Raw genomic sequence first — 19,059 nt, forward strand, 5'->3', positions numbered from 1 at the left:
ATCACGACAGAGCCTCGGGTGGAGGGTTGCCCTGTGCCCTTTTATCCTGGGGCAATGGAACAAACTCCAGATTATCTGTCGGTGGCAGCAGAATCCTGCCCGCAGCCCAGTCTGCTTTAGCCTGTTCAATTCGTTCTTTTCTCGAGGAAACAAAGTTCCACCAAATATGGCGCGGACCCAATTGCTCTCCCCCGAGCATCATCAGCACTGAATCTTCTTTGGCGATAATCACCGGATCTACACCTCTCGTAAATACCAGCATTTGACCAGCAGGATAACTAACACCTGATAATTCGATGCGTCCTTTGACAATATAAAAACCCCGCTCTTCATGTTCAGTGGGAAGGCCAAATCGTGCGTCTTTATTGAGCACAATATGCATGTAGAATAATGGCGAGTGAATTTTAACAGAATTCTTAAGACCGTAAGCATTTCCAGCTATAAGCCTCATCCATACCCCGGCGTCTGTGAAGATCGGAAGCTCTTCGGGTTTGTAATTATCAAATGCAGGGTCCGCTTCCTCATCCTTTTCAGGCAGCGCTACCCAGGTCTGGATCATTTCAAGCTGACCGCTGGCCAAAACTGCAGGGTCTTCAAACCGTTCAGAATGTGATATTCCTCTGCCAGCAGTCATCCAGTTCACCTCGCCGGGAAGGATTATTTGCTCCACTCCCAGGCTATCGCGATGCATTACCTGCCCGCCAAATAAATAACTTACCGTAGAGAGGCCAATATGCGGATGCGGCAAAACATCTATATTTGAACTTATCTGAGGCTGTATATTAACCGGACCTGCATGATCCATAAATATAAAAGGACCAACCATTCGATGTAACCTAAACGGGAGGATCCGCTTTACATCCATACCAGGAGCAAGAGCCGCTTTTCTGGCTTCAATAACGATATCTAGCATAATAAATAGATGACAGTTGACAATGGACTATTGAAAGTGCGCAGCGGCAGTTGAAAAATTATAAAATACTACAATTAATAAGCAGTCACCAACCTTAACTAAGCACCACCAAAATTAACAAATTATAAAGCTAATTAATTTTCTTTGAGATATCTTGCCGCTGCATTTGAGCTGAATAAATTGTCACCTATCACCATTCAAAAAGACTTTTCCTCCCCCGACCACGCAATTGTTATTGAAGGTCACGGCATCAGTTCATTATCCGCAAAATTCATATTTGAGCATAGTCCGGCTGCCCTCCATTCGCAAGATTTTTACAAACACATCTTTCCTAAAAAGCTGGCTCTAAACGCAGGAACATTTACCAATCAGTCGGGCACACTAAGCTTCCCGGATGTTAACATATTACAGACTGCCGAACAGCTCCAGATTTCCTGCGCCTGTTCTGAAGAAGAAAAACGGCTTTGCGAGCATCAGTCTCATGTACTCCTTGCTATCCTGAAAAACGATGACCTGCGGATATTTTTTGATGAGAAACTTCGCTTCAAACGATTAAAAAGCTTCGCGGCAGAGTTCGGCCTGCAAACTGAAACAGACCTGGAAAGGTTTTTTGAAATCGGATATCAGCAAAGAAAGGTGCTGATCACCCCACGATCTCCCGGCTTACTCCCTGCGAATAAAGCCGGCTTAAACAATTTGCAAATACAGCTGGGTCTGGAAATTAATTTAAGTCCTCCTCCCTGGCCTGATGAGGAAAAAATTACAGGCTTGGTACTTAAACAGCATAAATACTACAAAAACCTGCTTGTCGAACTTTTTGACGCACAAATCACCAAAGAGAAAAAAATAAAAAATCCCTTAAGCTTCTTATCGCCGCGTGATTTGATCTGGCAGTCCGAGGACAAGAAGGAATTAAAATTTTATACCGGAATTACGGCTTTTCAGAATGCTTTGGATCCTGCAAGAAGCCAGCACGACATTAACGCCTTACTCGCAATAATAGAAAATCCGCTATCTTATCACGTCTATTATCACGACAGTGCAGTATCCGAAAACTTAACGGCAGCCTCATTGGTTCCGGTTACATTGCGGAACCTGTCAAATAACATAATAGTGCGGGTTAGCCGAAAGGATCAATTCTATGAGATCTCCTTAATTATTCGAATAGAAGAACGCGAATACGACCTCAGGGAGCTGGACTTGAAATTTACTTATTTTCTCCGCTTAGATAACGAGTTATTTCTTGTGGACAACCTGCATCTTCTTTCACTTATCGACCTGCTGAAGAAAAAGTCTGATAATTTACTCGTTCATGCTTCTCAATACAAAGAATTTAAAAGACAGCTTTTAGAAAGACTTGAATACAGCATTCCAATAGATTATCAATACATCAAACCAGCAACACATCTACAGCTTGAGCAATACGAAGCCGAGCACAGCCTGGAAAAGATTATCTACCTTTCGGATTTTGGCAGCCAGGTTATGATCATTCCCGTTATGAGATATGGTGAGGCAGAAATATCAATTCGCTCAGGGCGACAGGTTTACCAGCTCGATAGCAAGGGTAATGAATTTATGATTTACCGTGACACGCATGAAGAAATTGCCTTTACTTCCCTATTGATCAGGCAGCACCCCTTTTTCGAAGAGCAACTCACAAACGGTCTTCAATATTTCTATCTGCACAAGAAACGGTTTCTTGAAGAAGAATGGTTTTTAAATGCATTTGAAGAATGGGAAGGAAACGATATCACTATACATGGGTTCAGCGAGTTGACAGGTAATAAGCTTAATCCCAATAAGGCCAAGATTACTATTCAGGTGATCAGCGGCATCAATTGGTTTAATACAGTTATAAACGTGCGCTTTGGTAAAAAGAAGGCTTCGCTTAAGAATGTTTATCGTGCTATTCGCAATAAAACGAAGTTTGTCCGCCTGGACGATGGCAGTCAGGGAATCCTGCCGGCAGAATGGCTGGAAAAGTTCACCAATTATTTCAATGCCGGCGAAATTGTCGACGAGGAAACCTTACAAACTCCGAAATCAAATTTCTCAGCGATAGAGAAATATTATGATGAAAAACTGTGGAGCGAGGAGGTAAAGAATGAAATCAACCTTTATCGGAAGAAAGTTGGCGATTTTGATCAGATCACATCCGTGCAAATTCCAAAAGACCTAAATGCCACGCTTCGTCCTTATCAAAAAAGAGGACTTGATTGGATGAATTTCCTGGATGAATTCAATTTTGGCGGATGTCTGGCAGATGATATGGGTCTGGGCAAATCACTGCAAATCATTGCATTTATTTTATCTCAGCGAGAAAAAGTTAAAAATAACGTCAATTTGCTAATCGTACCCACGTCACTCGTATTCAACTGGCAGGCCGAAGTTTCAAAATTTGCCCCGTCTCTCCGGATAAAAACATTTTACGGTGCTGATCGGAAAAAAAGATCAGACGATTGGGCTGCTTATGAGATAATCCTGACAACTTACGGCACCTTGCTTACAGATATCAGTCTTCTTAAAAACTACGAGTTTAATTATATCTTCCTTGATGAGTCTCAAAACATTAAAAACCCAGAGTCACAGCGGTATAAGGCTGCCCGAACACTAACATCAAGAAACAAAATAACCATCACCGGGACCCCTATCGAAAATAACACTTTCGACTTGTACGGTCAGTTGTCGTTTGCCTGCCCAGGATTACTCGGCACAAAACAATACTTCCGGGATATATACTCGAGTCCCATCGACCGTTTCAATGATACAAGAAGGGCCAGGGAACTGCAGCACATTATCAAACCCTTCATTATGCGCCGTACGAAGCAGGAGGTTGCCGAAGAACTTCCTGATAAAACAGAGATGGTGCTGTACTGCACGATGAAAGAGGAGCAGCAGAAAATATACGACGCTTATGAAAAAGAGTTCCGTGAGTATATCTCTGCTTCAGATAATGAAGAGCTGAAGAAAAATCCAATGAATGTATTGAAGGGCCTAACGACTCTCCGTCAGATTTGTGATTCGCCCCTCCTCCTTTCCGACCGTAAACTAACCGCCTATTCTTCGGCCAAGATCGACACCCTTATAGAACAGATAGAAAACAAACGCGCTGACCATAAGATCTTAGTCTTCTCGCAGTTTGTCGGCATGCTGGATTTAATTAAAAAAGAACTGATTGATCGTGAGATTAAATTCAGTTATTTAACCGGCACTACTACTAAGCGCGAAGGAGTTATCAATGAGTTCCAGAATAATCCTGAAATCCGAGTTTTCCTGATTAGCCTGAAAGCCGGCGGAACGGGATTGAATCTTACCGCTGCCGACTATGTATATTTGGTTGATCCCTGGTGGAACCCGGCAGTAGAAAACCAGGCGATAGATCGTTGCCACAGAATTGGGCAAGATAAACATATAGTCGCAATCAGGTTGATATGTGAGGGAACGGTAGAAGAGAAAATTTTAAAACTGCAGGAATCTAAAAAAGGCCTTATGAATGAGCTGGTCAAGACTGACGGGAGTTTTGTCAAATCATTTAGTAAGGATGAATTGCTAAGGGTTCTTGGATGAAAGTTAAAATCCTTTGGCTCTTGGAAAAACCCATTCAAACTTGCGTTTAACATTGATTAATAATAATATCTAGCTGAATAGCATTGGAATATAAGGAAGGCCAAAGCTTAACCCTATGGGCTGATCCTCCCTGCTGGGCGGTTATTTGCGCCCGATCGGCTTTGAAGATCATCACCAAGATCAGCACGAGCTGCTTCTGCAATTTTCTCGAGCGCACTCACAATTTCCGGAAATTCACTCCTGACATTATAACGCTCACCGGGATCTCGCTCCAGGTTATACAAACCCCCAGCGATGCTGTAATTTTCATTTAGTTGGCCAGGCTGTCCATTTTTTCCGGGTACAAAACCCTCATAAGTTCGGCCCGGATGAGGAAAAACTAATTTCCAGTTACCTTGCCTTACTGCTTCAAGATTATTTTTCCGATAGTAATATAGAAACTGCTCGCGGGGAGATTGTGAATCATCGCCTTTCAGTATTTTAGAGAAATCAATTCCATCAATTTTAAGTGCCGGCAGCTTTGTTTCACAAACTGTTGCGATCGTAGGTAGAATATCGAGAGCAGTTATCAGTTTTGAACTAATCCGTCCTGCAGGGACAACTCCCGGCCAGCGAACGATACATGGTACCCGCTGCCCACCTTCAAATGTGGTTCCCTTACCTTCCCGAAATCCTCCGGCCGATCCGGCATGATCACCATAGTTAAGCCATGGTCCATTGTCACTGGTGAATATTACAAGAGTATTTTTATCAATATTCTGTTTTTTTAATTCTGATAATATTTGTCCCACAGACCAGTCGATCTCCATCATCACATCGCCAAATATGCCCCTCCCACTTTTGTCTTTGAATTTTGCCGATGCCGCGAGAGGCACATGTGGAAGCGGGTGTGGTACGTATAAAAAAAATGGCTTGCTTTTGTTTTGTCGGATAAATGCTGTCGCCCGTGTCGTTATGGCCGTAGTGAGCTCAGCAGCATCATCAAGATTCTGAACAGATTTAACCACTTTCGCTCCCTCTATCAGATTTAATGGTGGATAATTAGCCTTGGTCTGGTTTGGGTGAAGCGGCCACATATCGTGCGAATAAGGCACTCCAAAATACTCATCGAACCCCTGGGCCATGGGTAGCATTGTCGGGTGATCCCCAAGGTGCCATTTTCCAAAGATGGCGGTTGCATAACCCTTAGCCTTGAGCAGTTCTGCAATCGTCTCTTCTTTCGGATTTAAACCCACTTGAGAATTCGGGCCAAACGCGCCGCTAATTCCCAACCTATTCGGATAACAGCCAGTCAACAAAGCCGCCCTTGACGCTGAGCAGACGGCCTGAGCAGTCAGAAAGTTCGTAAATCTGATTCCCTCTGCGGCCATACGATCGATATTAGGTGTTTGATAATTAAGAGCGCCCGTTATTGAAAGATCCCCATAACCCATATCATCCAGGAAGATAAGCACGATATTGGGGGTTTGCGATTTTCCTTTCGGGGTGGCACCAGTTGATAGCAGAAGGAACAGTGTACCCAAGGCTAGCAAGAACCGTTGAGATCTTAATGAGAATAAATAGTTCATAGAGGTAAATTAATGAAATTGAAAGCTTATTGAAAATTTTGGGAAATATTCAACATCTAAGTCCTTTCTTTATAAATTCGGTAATGCGCTTATTTTGGTAACCTCCAGCATCTTTCCTATGAAACTATTGTCATCAATTTTGTTTCTTCTTCTGATAATTTCCACTTCAAAGTCTAATGGTAGGCCTGCTTCAACAGACCGAATGTTAAAGTGCGAACACATGTGGAATCCGATTGGCATTGATGTAACAGATCCCCGTTTGACGTGGATCATGGACGACACTCGCCCCGGAGCACGCCAGACAGCCTATCGTGTATATGTTTCAAAAGATTCGGTATCGCTATTGCAAAAAAAGAATATGGTGTGGGATTCGGGAAAGAAGCCTTCCTCAATGAACTTAGTGATCTATCAAGGCACAACACTGGAGCCATTTACAAAATACTTCTGGACTGTTGACCAGTGGGCCAAAGACGGCACACTCCTGCCGAGAACACAAGTTGCCACTTTCGAAACCGGTATGATGAGAATGGAAAACTGGACTGGTACCTGGATAAGTGACAGGAATGACATCAACATTCGCCCAGCTCCTTATTTCCGTAAAACATTTACCTCATCGCGCAAAATTCGTTCTGCTCGGGCATACATCTCAGCCGCAGGGTTATACGAATTATTTATAAATGGAAAAAAAGTTGGAAATCACCGATTGGATCCTATGTACACGCGTTTTGACAGACGAAACCTGTATGTTACTTATGATGTTACGAACTATTTGCTTAGTGGAAAGAATGCAATAGGTGTTTTACTTGGAAACGGTTGGTACAACCACCAGTCGCTGGCGGTATGGGATTTCCATAATGCACCATGGCGTGCCAGGCCGACATTTTGCCTTGATGTCCGCATCACATATGATGATGGAACCGTGGAAGTTGTAAACACAGACAACCAGTGGAAAACTAAGCTTAGTCCTATTGTGTTCAACAGTATATATACTGCCGAACATTACGACGCCCGCCTGGAACAACCGGGCTGGAATACTGTAAACTTCGACGATAGCAAATGGAACGGCATTACCCTCCGTGCAGCGCCTTCACAAAATATTGTCGCACAGGTTTTGCATCCAATCCGAAACGTTGAAGAGATCCCTGCAAAATCGATCAACAAGATTAACGACACCACCTACATTTTCGATTTGGGCCAAAACATTGCCGGAGTAAGTAAAATCAGACTTTCCGGCGAAACTGGTACGATTATACGTTTAAAGCACGGTGAACGGCTGTATTCAAACGGCCGGGTGGATTTGTCAAATATCGATGTTTATCACCGTCCGAAAGATGATAAAGATCCTTTTCAAACCGATATTGTAATTTTAAGTGGAAGAGAAAATGAGGATTTCATGCCAAAATTCAACTACAAGGGCTTTCAGTATGTTGAAGTCACAAGCAATAGACCAATAAAATTAAATAAGGAAAGTCTGACTGGATACTTTATGCACAGCGATGTACCAGCCTCTGGAACTATCAATACTTCTAATCCTTTGATTAATAAATTGTGGTGGGCAACGAATAACTCCTATCTTTCTAATTTGTATGGTTACCCGACCGATTGCCCTCAGCGGGAAAAAAATGGCTGGACGGGTGATGGTCACTTCGCGATAGAAACGGGCCTTTACAATTTTGACGGAATTACGATTTATGAAAAATGGCTGGCTGACCATCGCGATGAGCAGCAACCTAATGGCGTGCTCCCTGATATTATCCCTACGGGAGGCTGGGGATATGGAACAGCCAATGGCACCGACTGGACGAGTACGATCGCAATTATCCCATGGAACATTTATATGTTTTATGGCGACAGCAAATTACTTTCAGACAGTTATGGTGCCATTAAGAAATATGTGAATTATATCAACCAGATTAGCCCATCCGGCCTGACCACCTGGGGACGTGGTGACTGGGTACCGGTAAAATCAACATCTTCACTTGAATATACATCGTCTGTTTATTTTTACGTCGACGCTACAATCCTTGCAAAGGCTGCGAAGCTGTTTGGCCATGAAGATGACAGAGTTTATTATTCAAACCTTGCCAGAAAAATTAAAGATGCCGTAAATAGGAAATATTTTGATGCTAACAAAGCCAGCTATGCAAGCGGTACACAAACTGAATTAAGTGTAGCGCTGCAATGGGGATTGGTTCCGGAAACTTTAAAAGGCAAGGTGGCGTCAAATCTCGCAAAACGGGTGGAAGCAGACGGCATGCATCTCGACGTGGGTGTCCTGGGCGCAAAAGCTATTCTTAACGCCCTCAGCGATAATGGTCAGGCTGAAACCGCCTACAAACTCGCAGCACAAAATACCTACCCTTCATGGGGGTGGTGGATCGCAAATGGTGCGACAACGCTCTATGAAAATTGGGATATCAATGCCGAGCGGGACATCTCTTTAAACCACATGATGTTTGGTGAGATTGGGGCCTGGTTTTTCAAGGGCCTCGGCGGAATAAAGGTTGACGAGGAGAATCCGGGATTCAAAAACGTAAAGCTGGAACCAAATTTTGTGAGCGAATTGGATTACTTCGAGTCTGCGCATCAGGGTCCATTTGGGAAAATTGTTTCGTCCTGGAAGCGAAATGGCACTTCGGTCACATACTCAGTTTTTATTCCTGCAAATTCTACAGCCAATGTACATTTTCCATTACTATCGGGTCAAAAAGCGTATAATAAGGGGAAGCAAATAGCTCAGGATATCAGGATTGAAGCAGGCATATATGAGTTTGAAATTAAGTGAAATTAGACAGTTTGATCATTTAACATTGCAAATACCACTATAGTCAAAGTAAATACAAGAAAAAGTCCAACAATGTAGTAAGACTGCGAGTGTGCAAAATTTAGCGTCCACCCCAAGCCAGTCTTTTTCCTTACCCAAATATCGGGATCATTAGGATTGTTGTAAATTATCCCTGCTTTCCAAAATTTAAGATTTTCTTCGTCAAGTTCGTTCATGTTTTTATGTTGAGAAATTAATCTACAAAATACTCACAGCCCATTCCATAAATTTAAGAAGTTGAATATGAATCAATATATCCTCCAGAATATCAGGGCGTTTGAGATGACCGGCGTTATGATGAGAATAATAAGCTTTACTCTTGTTAGCTGGCTTGGGCCGGAAAGTCCTTTTTTGTTTGTCTGGATCTTTAATACGGCCGATGCGATCCTGCTATCATGGTGTTCGGTCCTTAAAAAAGATAAAGCCTACACCCTGCTGAACGTTTTCTGGATTGCAGTCGGGGTTATTGGAATATGGAGAGCGTCCAGTTAATCAAAATGAGAAACCGGCTATATTTAATATATTTAGTTAGCAAATTTCATCATCATGGCAAAAGGTAATAACGGCGATCTGTCCAGACTTCAATTCTTAAAAACCTCGGGGCTTATAGCAACAGGGCTGACATTCCTTCCAGGCATGGTAAGATCAATGACAACAACAACAGCTGCAAACTTCCGCATTATTATCCCATCAATGGGCAGCGCACCAGAGAAGTTTGCCGCCGAGCAACTCAAACAATACTTGTCGCAGCTCCCAGAAGCAACAATTTCTGTAGTGGAGGAAGATCAAAATATAATTGAAAATGCCTTTTATCTGGGTCAGACAGCATTTGCCAAAGCTCAAAGCATTGATTTCAATAAGCTCTCCGAAGATGCTTATATCTTAAAACCAGTCGGAAATAATTTAATCGTAGCTGGAGGATCGAAGAAAGGGCTTTTGTATGGCGTTTATGATTTACTTGAGGAAATGGGGTTTCGGAAATATGCGCCCGACTCTACCCTTATCCCAAAAAGTAAGGCGCTTATGATTCCTAAGTCGGTAAGATCATTCGCGCCGAAAATAAATTACCGAACAACATCGTATGGTGCAATGGGTGGAGAAGACTACAGCAATTGGCACAAACTGTCATCCAGATCTGAATGGGGTCTTTTTGTTCATACTTTTCATACCCTCATCCCAGCAAAAGATTATGCGGACACAAACCCCGAATATTTTTCACTGATCAATGGAACGCGCCGACCAGGAACTCAGTTATGCCTGTCAAATCCCGAGGTAGTACAGGTTCTAATTGCGAATTTAAAGAAGAAAATTGCTGAAAAACCTGCTTCCAGGTACTGGTCGGTTAGTCAGGATGATAATGATCAATATTGTGGCTGCGATAACTGCAACGCACTAAATGAAAAATTTGGTGGCGTTCCAAGCGGTAGTATTATTCATTTTGTCAATAAGGTTGCACGGGCTATACCTGGCAAAATGATCTCGACTCTCGCCTACTGGTATTCGCGCAAGGCACCAAAAAATATAAAGGCAGAGCCCAATGTTAATATCATGCTGTGCAATATTGAAAGTCTAAGACACGCCCCGGTATACGAAACCGACCCCGCCTTTTCTGCAGACCTTAAAGACTGGGGCACTATAGCGAGCGATATAATTATATGGGATTACAATATTCAGTTTACGAATTTCATTGCACCCTTTCCTAATCTCTTCACATTAAAGTCCAATATTAAATTTTACACAGATAACAACGTTAAGGCATTATTCATGCAGGCGAATAATGAGCCGGCAGCAGATATGGCACTTTTGCGGGCCTACCTAATTAATAAGTTAATGTGGCAGCCTGAAGCCAGCGAAAAAGATCTTATAGACGATTTCCTAAATGGATATTTCGGGTCGGCAGGCATGTATATTCGCCAGTATATTGACGATATGCAGGCTTCGCTGGTAAAGAGCGGTATGAAGCTGAATATTTTCGGGGATCCGATAGACGCGAAAGAGGCCTTCTTATCAGCGGATATGATGTCTAAATACAACAATCTATTTGACCAGGCTGAAAAAACCGTAGGGGCGAATAAAACATTGCTAAGAAGAGTACAAACAGCGCGTTTACCAATTATGTATGCGGCGATTCAAATTGGACGGACTGAAATTAACACGGAACGAAGTATGTACAAACAGGGCACTGATGGGATAACATTAGCTAAGCCAGAAATGAAGGCACTTGTGCAGGATTTTGTCTCGAAATGCAAGGCAGAAAATGTAAATTTAATAAGGGAACGAGCGGGCACACCCGATCACTACCTTGCCTCCTACACCCGCATCTTCGAAAAAATGGATGCAACCAGCAAAACAAAGTCTTTTGGTAAAAAGATAATCCCGCTTACCATGCCTAATCAAAAATCCAAAGGTCCAGAGGCGCTTACTGACGGCTTATTTGGATCATTTGAATCCTGGCAATCCGCAGATAAAAACTTCGTTTATTACACAGGTGAGCACATGGATTTCGTACTTGACCTTGGGGCGTTAATTCCCATTAATTCGGTTCATATGGATTTCTTAAATCCGCAGGCACAACCCGACTGGCACCTTTTTGCTTTGCCGAAATCAGTGAGTTACTCAATCTCTGCTGACGGAAAAAAATATACTGAACCTGTCGTGATCATAAACCCGCATAACCCCGATCCGGCAACAAATCCTGCGATTATAAATACCTATGTTCAACCCTTTCACTCCGAATTTAACGGAGAAATTGCCCGTTATGTAAAAGTTCATGCAGAAAGTTTGCTTACAACACCAAAATGGCATATTCGATCAGGACAACCAATATCAATTTACACGGATCAAATTGTTGTTATGTGAAGTAGTGTACTACCAGGAAACCATTCTAAGTCTTGTTCGTTAACAATACATGTTGCTTTTAATAGAAAATTCCAATTTGATTGAATGGGGCGGATTATTTATTATCCTAGCTTTCGTCTTTTTAGAAACCGGTTTACTGCTGGGAATTATTGTACCCGGTGGCGAAACTCTGCTTTTTACCTCCGGCTTGTTAGTAAGTACTGGAACACTCCAGACGGACATAGGCACTTTGCTGATCGGCGTCATCCTAGCGGGTATCTCAGGGGATATTTCTGGCTTTTATATTGGTAAGAAATTTAAAGATCGTCTTCACAAGAAAAAGGACACATGGTATTTCAAAAAACGATACCTGACCCTCGCTGAAGAGTATGTGCGCAGGCACAAAAAAGGGGCTATCGTTATTGGTAAATTTCTGCCCATCATCCGACCATTCACTCCAGTAATAACAGGTACCAGCGCTATGCCCTTTTCGAAATTCTTTGCGCTTTCGCTTGTCGCAATCGCTTCATATACCTGCGTCTTTACTGTTACAGGATTTTTGATCGGATCGCAGTTCCCAGAAATTAAAAACTATCTCGGGTATATACTCCCCGCCAGCATAATAGTTGCCCTGATTCCTGTAATCAGGGAAGTGAGAAAAAAGGCTGAACTGGAACGCTGAGGAAAGCACACTTGCTTCGTATATTAGCCCCTTCACCGTCAACCGTCAACCGTCAACTGTAAAAGTGTTTCAAGAAGTAGATAATCATATTACCCGCTGTGCAAGGATTGAATCTTCTGATCTGGAAAGATTTCATCTGAAACTGAAACATAAAACATTTAAAAAGAAGACACGATTGCTTGAGCAGGGCGAAATATGCAAATTTGAAGCTTACATCGTAAAAGGCTGTGTCAAGAAATATTATATCGATCCGGAAGGGGAAGAAGTCATACTGCAGTTTGCTTTAGAAGACTGGTGGATCAGTGATATCGGCAGTTTTTCCGAACAAAAGCCATCAAATCTTTTTATAGAAACTATTGAGGACACAGAAGTTTTGATGATTGATTTTGAAAGTAAACAGTCTTTATTCAGTGAAATACCCTCTCTTGAGCGTGTATTTCGCATCATGATGCAAAGAGCCTACTCTGTGCTGGAAAGTCGCTTTTATGCCACCATTACCCATTCGGCGGAGGATCGTTACCTGGATTTCCTTAAAAAATATCCAAGCATCCCGCAAAGGGTTCCCCAGCTGCAAATTGCTTCCTATCTTGGGATTACCCCCGAATCACTTAGCCGCATCAAATCAAAAATCTTAAAAAAAGATTGAGTTCTTATCCTACATCAAGAGTCTGGGTTTCTGTATACCGTAAATTTGTACTATCAATTACAGAAAACAACAAAAACGATGGAAGATAGAATATTAGGAATTCATCATATCACAGCGATAGCCGGTGAAGCAAAACGCAATTACAATTTCTATACTAATATTTTGGGACTACGATTAGTTAAGAAAACAGTCAATTTCGATGATCCATACACATATCATTTTTACTATGGAGATAAAGTCGGTACCCCGGGATCTATACTGACATTCTTCCCATGGGAAGGTATGCAGGCTGGCCGCCGTGGCAGCCGTCAGGTAACTGAGATCGGGTATTCGGTCCCTCAGAATAGCCTTGACTTCTGGCTTTCCCGTTTTGAAAAGCATAACGTTATCTATAATAAAATATCGGAGAAATTCGGAGAACAATATCTTACATTCCTGGATCCGGATGGATTGAAGTTTGAATTGATCACTTCAAAACAATCCGACACCCGGCTGCCCTGGGAAACAGAACAAATTTCCGGAGAACACGCTTTAAAAGGGTTTCATAACATTTCAATTACCACTAATAAAATGGAAGCCACAGCAAATGTCCTAACAAATATTTTCGGCTATAAGCTTTTGGAGAGCCATGTAAACAGACACCGCTTTGTAACCGATGCAATTGACACAGCAAACATCGTAGACCTGGTGGAAGCTCCCGGTGAATCTATCGGCCATGTGGCCGCAGGTTCGGTGCATCATGTTGCTTTCCGCGTAAAGGACGATACGGTATTGATGCATTACAGAGATAAAGTTGTTGCCGCTGGATTAAACATCACCGAAAAGATTGACAGAAATTATTTCTATTCTTTGTATTTCCGTGAACCCGGCGGTGTTCTGTTTGAGATTGCTACAGATAATCCAGGTTTTGCGATTGATGAGTCGGTTGAAGAATTAGGATCTGGCTTGAAGCTTCCTGCCCAATATGAAAGCAGCAGAGATGATATTACCAAGCGACTGGCAGTTTTAGTCTAAAAGATATGTACCAACATAGTAAACAAATTCTGACAAGTGGCTTGCCCCTTGCAGAAGCTGAAAAAGCAATCATTATGCTGCACGGCAGGGGTGCCACCGCGGAAAGTATAATGAGTTTGAAAGATGAATTACATTTAGCAGGAGCAGCGGTTATAGCACCTCAGGCAACCAATCACAGCTGGTACCCTTATAGCTTTCTGGTGACGGTTGAACAAAATCAGCCGGCCCTGGATTCAGCACTCGGGCTTATTGATGATCTGGTGAAAGATGCTTTGGCAGCAGGGATACCACTGAATAAAATTTATTTTCTGGGGTTTTCTCAGGGAGCTTGTCTCGCTCTCGAGTATATAGCACGTCATGCTGAAGGCTATGGCGGAGTAATTGCCTATACAGGCGGATTGATCGGAGATCAGCTAAATTCAGAAAAGTACACAGGGGATTTAGCGGGCACACCCGTATTAATTACAACTGGAAATCCGGACCCGCATGTTCCCCTAGTTCGTGTTGAACAAACAGTGAACATGTTAAAAAATTTGAATGCCAGTGTCACTTTAAAGGTTTACAATGGAAGATCTCATACTATTCAGAACGAAGAGCTTCAGCTTGCAAATGACCTTGTTTTGAAATAATATACAATGGATGCACTAAAAATCACTCGTATTTACTCCGATGTTAATGGGGATTCGCACTTTGAAAACATAAGTATCCCCTTGCATTCTGGTGGGACAATTGGTTATCTTTCAGAAAAATATAAAGTGGAAAACCTGATTTTCCGGAAGGTCATTCCTTCTTACGATTACGATTTCCACAACCCTCCTTCCAAACAGTTCATCGTGCTTCTCAACGGAACGATTGAGATTGAAACCTCGCTGGGAGAAAAACGCAATTTTGGTGCTGGAGAAATTCTGCAGGTGGAAGATATTACCGGAAAAGGTCATCGCACCCGAAACCTTGAGGCAATAGAGCGCGAATCTTTATTTATCACATTTCAGTAGAGGTGGATTCCTTGCCTGTAACTTGAAGCAATTCCATCCGGTTCCCAAATGGATCAACAAATGCGAACCTTTCCCAGCCGGCGACTTTAGCCTGGGCGTGTATTTCAATGTCGTTGGCTTCCAGATGATTTCTGGCTGATTTGATATCTGAAACTTCCATAGCAGTATGTCTGTCGGTGGTATGGCGACGTGTCTCAACTCCAATGTGAAGTTGGGCATCGCCGATGTTGAACCAGTATCCCGGAGTTTCAAAGATATGATCAGGGCGCTCAATTAATTGTAATCCAAGGATCTCACTGTAAAAAATCTTTGCTTCCTCCAAATTTTCTGGTTCGACACAAATATGAAAATGATTAATCCGGGTAAATGTTATGGACATTACTGAAGCATTGGAGTTGTTAACATTTTCAAGGATTCTATTTCATTTCGAAAACAGCCCTTATTTGCGAACTTAATTTCACTGATTTGAAATTAACAGCAGACGCAGCTGATTGTTCCACCGCTTCATATAAAGCACCATTACCTGCGTTCATCTGCCGGTTCATCTGTTGGGTTGGTTCAGCAAGTTCAGAGATTTCGATGGCTTCACCCAATTCTTTATTAATCGATTCAGTTAAATAAAGTGCCTTAGCCTGAGCTGCTTTCAAGGCTTTGATTTTAAGATTCTTCTTTATAGTGTCCAGATTGGAATAATCATACCCTTCAATCTGGGTATACTGAACCCCGCGCGGGTCAATTGCAGCAAGAATTGCATCAAGCTTCTTTACATCAGGCAATTTTAACCGGTATTGTTTTCCTGCCAGGAATTGTGGGTCGCGTTTTCTGTTATAATACTCCTGGTAACTTGCAACATTGTTAACCAAAAGGTTTTTCGAATCAATTCCTGCCGATTGTAAAGACGACAGTAGTTTTGTTTCCAGTATTTCAATGGAGACCCGCTGCTTAGTCCCGCTTACAAAGTATTCCCGCAAGGAAATGCCCACATAAACAATATCGGGAGTAACTTCGGTTTCAGCACTTCCCACTACTTCAATCTTTTCGCTGGCCGACTTTTCGGAGCATGACGATGTCCAAAGGACGGATCCTGCCACGAATAATAAAATTATCTTCTTCATAATAGCTTTTATAATATGATGTGAAAAGAAGGATATTTCCATACAGAAAAATTGCTATGAGTTAATTCTCCGCTGTTTTGCCTTCTCCAAGCTTATTCACACGCATTGTGAGGGTCATCATGAAATACTGTGTTAAACGGTTAGTTCGGATATCTGCAAAGCCATTATCTGTTAAGTTCCGATAAATATTATTCGCCTGATTAAAAACGTCAAATGCGAGCAGCCGGATTGTTGCCGACCTGTCTTTGAGAAAAGCTTTTTCAATCGATGTATTTAAAACAAAGGGATTCATGTTCAGCGGTCCTGAAAAGCCAGAATTAAAATTCTTAATCCCTGTAAAACGCCATATTAGAGAGCGGTTTTTCAGGAAGAAGACATTCCCGTCGACATCGATAGCATAGGTTTGAATTTTAATATCCCTATTCGTTGGGAGGGTATATGCAATGTTAGCATAACGGTATGAAAGAGCCGGACTCAATTCCAGCCAGCTGCCGGGATTGATCTGAAGCCCTAATCCTTGCCTTGCACTCCATTCTCCTGCAGAGTTCCTTAAATCATCCGCAAATGATACATTCCTTGCGAATCCTGCATTTCCATTTAACTTTACTGTATACTGGCGGTCAGCAAAAGACTTTTGCCAGCTATAATTCCCATTGTATGAATAAGTGCCGCCGGCATTCAAATATCGAATCTCACGCTTAAAGCTGTTATAAACATCAGGCACGAGTATGGTATTGGTTACGATCCGGTCACTGGTTAATGAACCTTGAATCCGGAGCAAGAAAGAAGTGTATTTATCTGGGTTAGATGTATTATAATTGGCAGTTAAATTGTGGTTAAATGAGCTATTAAGATTGGGATTCCCAATCAGCTGTCGTTGCGGATCCGAAATATCCCGTACCGGTTGAAGCTGGCTGAACGTAGGCTCGCTCGCCCTGCTTGTATAATTAACCTGGAGATTTTTAGTCCGGGAGAAGCGGTGGGTATAACGTAAAATCGGTGCTAAGTAAAAGTTATAACGGCTGACAGGCGCTGCAAGCGAAATCGAATTACCCGTAAGATTTGCAGGATTAGCTGTTACTCCTATCGCCAATTCATCATTTGTGTTTCGGTAGCTGTAGTTGACCCCAACCTGGTGAGATGTGAATGAATAGTCAAAAATATTGCTTAACGAATCTATTGCAGCTACAGTTCCCTGCGGATTTTCTCTGCTTGTGATCCTGCTATTTTCATAATGATTATAATTCAAATTATAGCTGAACTGCATGCTGCTGGTCTTGGTAAGTGGTTCGCTGTAAATGAAACGCACCGCTGTTAACAGGGTCTGGTTGTTTATGGAATTTATCCGGCGCTCGATAGAATCCTTTTCAAGAGAATTGGTCAAAAGATTATAGTATCGTATATTATTCAGATTGTCGTCATCCGAGTCAACTCCATTGGTACGTGCCCCAACGTTCAAGGAGTAATTACGTCCATTCTTTTTGAATTTATGGGTGTACAATGCATTCCCTCCAATACTTGGTGTGTAAATCTTACTATCAACAGTGGTTCGCTGATCCTGTCTTGCAATGCCACTCTGGAAATTTGACCTCAGCAAATCACTTCGTCCGGTTGTAAATCCTACAGATGGCGAAATCACCATCATATCGTTAGGACTGATCGAATATTCTATGCGTGCATTCATGCTGTGAGCATGACTATTTACTCCGCGATCGGATGCCGTGTTGGCGAATATTATACCGAGAGCAGTCACATTTTCTCCAATGCTGGTACTGATCGTACTATTATCGGTGTTATAGAAATAATATCCAGCAGTAACCATAAGCTTTTTATTCCAGCGGTCGCTGTAAGTGAGCCCCGCAGATCCTAGAATTGTGATACCAGATGGGCCGCCTGTAATTGCTCCGCCACCTGCACCAAAACTTCCACTCCCCCCCGAGGTGTTTACCATGGTGACTGCACTTGGCCCTCCCCTGCCTCCAAAACCGAAGCCCCCCACCTGGGTGCCATTATTGTTAAGGTTTGCTGTCAAACCAATGTTTCGCTCTTTTTTCAATTGGTTTCCAAATGCGGAGAACTGGTATCGGCTGTCCGTTCCTGCTCCTGCAGTTGCATTAGCTATTACTCCTTTGGTGATACCTGGCTTGGTGACAATATTAATGATCGTTTCAGGCTCACCGTCCCTGAGCCCGGTGAAATTTGCCTGGTCGCCATAATCATTCACCAGCTGTACCTTTGCAATCGCCTTAACCGGGATATTCTTAGTTGCTGTTTTTACATCCCCTCCAAAATAATCTTTGCCATTAACACGCACCCGGGTTACAGCCTTGCCCTGCGAACTTACATTTCCTTCCCTGTCGACTTCGACGCCATCTAATCGCTTGATGAGATCCTCCGCGACAGCATTTTCTTTTAATTTGAACGTTGAGGCATCGTATTCTATAGTGTCTTGCTTAAGTACTACCGGTGTGGCACCAATTACAGTAACCTGATTGAGGCTGATCGAGGTGCTCCGCATAACTATTGGTACATCAAGAATAATTGGTGTGCTACCTTCGGCATTCAAGGATCGGATACGAACAGGCTGGAATCCGAGGCTGGTGACTTGTATCGTAAACTGTGAGTATTTTACATTCTTAAAGCTGAATATTCCATCAATGCCCGTACGTGTGCGCAAGGTGTCGTCGCTTGTTCCGGCAGGCACGATCTTCACCGTTGCGCCTATAATTCCTGCTCCTAAGGTATCCCGAACCGACCCGCTGACTTCCCGGCTGGTTTGGGCTGACACATGACTGCCAAAAATTATTGTAAACAAAAGTAAAACTGTTTTTTTCATTGAGCAGCCCCGCCAAATTTGCCAGGAAACATAGGATGATCTTAAAAGCGCATTTCGAATA

The 19,059-nt window shown here is 42.6% G+C and carries 15 protein-coding genes; 9 read left to right on the forward strand and 6 right to left on the reverse strand.

Annotation, left to right across the window (positions count from 1 at the left end; translation table 11 throughout):
* Position 1: 1 nt before the first annotated feature.
* Complete coding sequence (locus B5X60_RS07535) at positions 2–913, reverse strand: pirin family protein (protein WP_079701979.1); 912 nt, start codon at positions 911–913, stop codon at positions 2–4.
* A 144-nt stretch (positions 914–1,057) separates the two neighbouring features.
* On the opposite strand from B5X60_RS07535, the gene B5X60_RS07540 reads away from it, so the two are divergent.
* Positions 1,058–4,480, forward strand: a complete 3,423-nt coding sequence (locus tag B5X60_RS07540) for a DEAD/DEAH box helicase (protein WP_245803478.1) — start codon at positions 1,058–1,060, stop codon at positions 4,478–4,480.
* Positions 4,481–4,593: 113 nt separating this feature from the next.
* Here B5X60_RS07540 and B5X60_RS07545 read toward each other — a convergent pair whose 3' ends face one another.
* Positions 4,594–6,048, reverse strand: a complete 1,455-nt coding sequence (locus tag B5X60_RS07545) for a sulfatase family protein (RefSeq protein ID WP_079701980.1) — start codon at positions 6,046–6,048, stop codon at positions 4,594–4,596.
* A 202-nt stretch (positions 6,049–6,250) separates the two neighbouring features.
* On the opposite strand from B5X60_RS07545, the gene B5X60_RS07550 reads away from it, so the two are divergent.
* Positions 6,251–8,833 carry a family 78 glycoside hydrolase catalytic domain gene (locus B5X60_RS07550; RefSeq protein WP_456073009.1) on the forward strand — a complete coding sequence of 861 codons (2,583 nt, stop codon included), beginning with the start codon at positions 6,251–6,253 and terminating at the stop codon, positions 8,831–8,833.
* A gap of 2 nt (positions 8,834–8,835) precedes the next feature.
* Here B5X60_RS07550 and B5X60_RS07555 read toward each other — a convergent pair whose 3' ends face one another.
* Positions 8,836–9,048: a DUF5808 domain-containing protein gene (locus B5X60_RS07555; protein WP_079701982.1), complete on the reverse strand. Its 213-nt coding sequence runs from the start codon at positions 9,046–9,048 to the stop codon at positions 8,836–8,838.
* A gap of 67 nt (positions 9,049–9,115) precedes the next feature.
* Here B5X60_RS07555 and B5X60_RS07560 point away from each other — a divergent pair, with 67 nt between their 5' ends.
* The 7 genes from B5X60_RS07560 to B5X60_RS07590 all read left to right on the forward strand — a co-directional run bounded on the left by B5X60_RS07560 (position 9,116) and on the right by B5X60_RS07590 (position 15,047).
* Positions 9,116–9,364, forward strand: a complete 249-nt coding sequence (locus B5X60_RS07560) for a hypothetical protein (protein ID WP_221406212.1) — start codon at positions 9,116–9,118, stop codon at positions 9,362–9,364.
* A gap of 54 nt (positions 9,365–9,418) precedes the next feature.
* A complete protein-coding gene (locus B5X60_RS07565; RefSeq protein ID WP_079701983.1) occupies positions 9,419–11,731 on the forward strand; it encodes a DUF4838 domain-containing protein in 2,313 nt (770 codons plus the stop codon).
* 49 nt (positions 11,732–11,780) lie between these two features.
* Positions 11,781–12,392, forward strand: coding sequence for a DedA family protein (locus B5X60_RS07570; RefSeq protein ID WP_079701984.1), 612 nt, complete (start codon positions 11,781–11,783; stop codon positions 12,390–12,392).
* Positions 12,393–12,456: 64 nt separating this feature from the next.
* Positions 12,457–13,038 (forward strand): Crp/Fnr family transcriptional regulator, encoded by a 582-nt coding sequence (locus tag B5X60_RS07575; protein ID WP_079701985.1) that lies wholly within the window; start codon positions 12,457–12,459, stop codon positions 13,036–13,038.
* Between the two features lie 78 nt (positions 13,039–13,116).
* Complete coding sequence (locus B5X60_RS07580) at positions 13,117–14,052, forward strand: ring-cleaving dioxygenase (RefSeq protein ID WP_079701986.1); 936 nt, start codon at positions 13,117–13,119, stop codon at positions 14,050–14,052.
* A 5-nt stretch (positions 14,053–14,057) separates the two neighbouring features.
* Entirely contained in the window at positions 14,058–14,681 is a 624-nt protein-coding gene (locus B5X60_RS07585; protein ID WP_079701987.1) for an alpha/beta hydrolase, read from the forward strand.
* A 6-nt stretch (positions 14,682–14,687) separates the two neighbouring features.
* Entirely contained in the window at positions 14,688–15,047 is a 360-nt protein-coding gene (locus tag B5X60_RS07590) for a cupin domain-containing protein (protein WP_079701988.1), read from the forward strand.
* Here the strand turns inward: B5X60_RS07590 and B5X60_RS07595 are convergent.
* From B5X60_RS07595 to B5X60_RS07605, 3 genes are all read right to left on the reverse strand, one after another.
* Positions 15,034–15,426 (reverse strand): VOC family protein, encoded by a 393-nt coding sequence (locus B5X60_RS07595; protein ID WP_079701989.1) that lies wholly within the window; start codon positions 15,424–15,426, stop codon positions 15,034–15,036. The two genes, B5X60_RS07590 and B5X60_RS07595, sit on opposite strands and share 14 nt — an antisense overlap.
* A 37-nt stretch (positions 15,427–15,463) precedes the next feature.
* Positions 15,464–16,162, reverse strand: a complete 699-nt coding sequence (locus tag B5X60_RS07600) for an SIMPL domain-containing protein (RefSeq protein WP_170878401.1) — start codon at positions 16,160–16,162, stop codon at positions 15,464–15,466.
* Between the two features lie 61 nt (positions 16,163–16,223).
* A complete protein-coding gene (locus tag B5X60_RS07605) occupies positions 16,224–18,998 on the reverse strand; it encodes an outer membrane beta-barrel protein (protein ID WP_079701991.1) in 2,775 nt (924 codons plus the stop codon).
* Positions 18,999–19,059: the final 61 nt, after the last annotated feature.

Source organism: Daejeonella lutea (assembly GCF_900168015.1).
GTDB classification, from domain to species: domain Bacteria; phylum Bacteroidota; class Bacteroidia; order Sphingobacteriales; family Sphingobacteriaceae; genus Daejeonella; species Daejeonella lutea.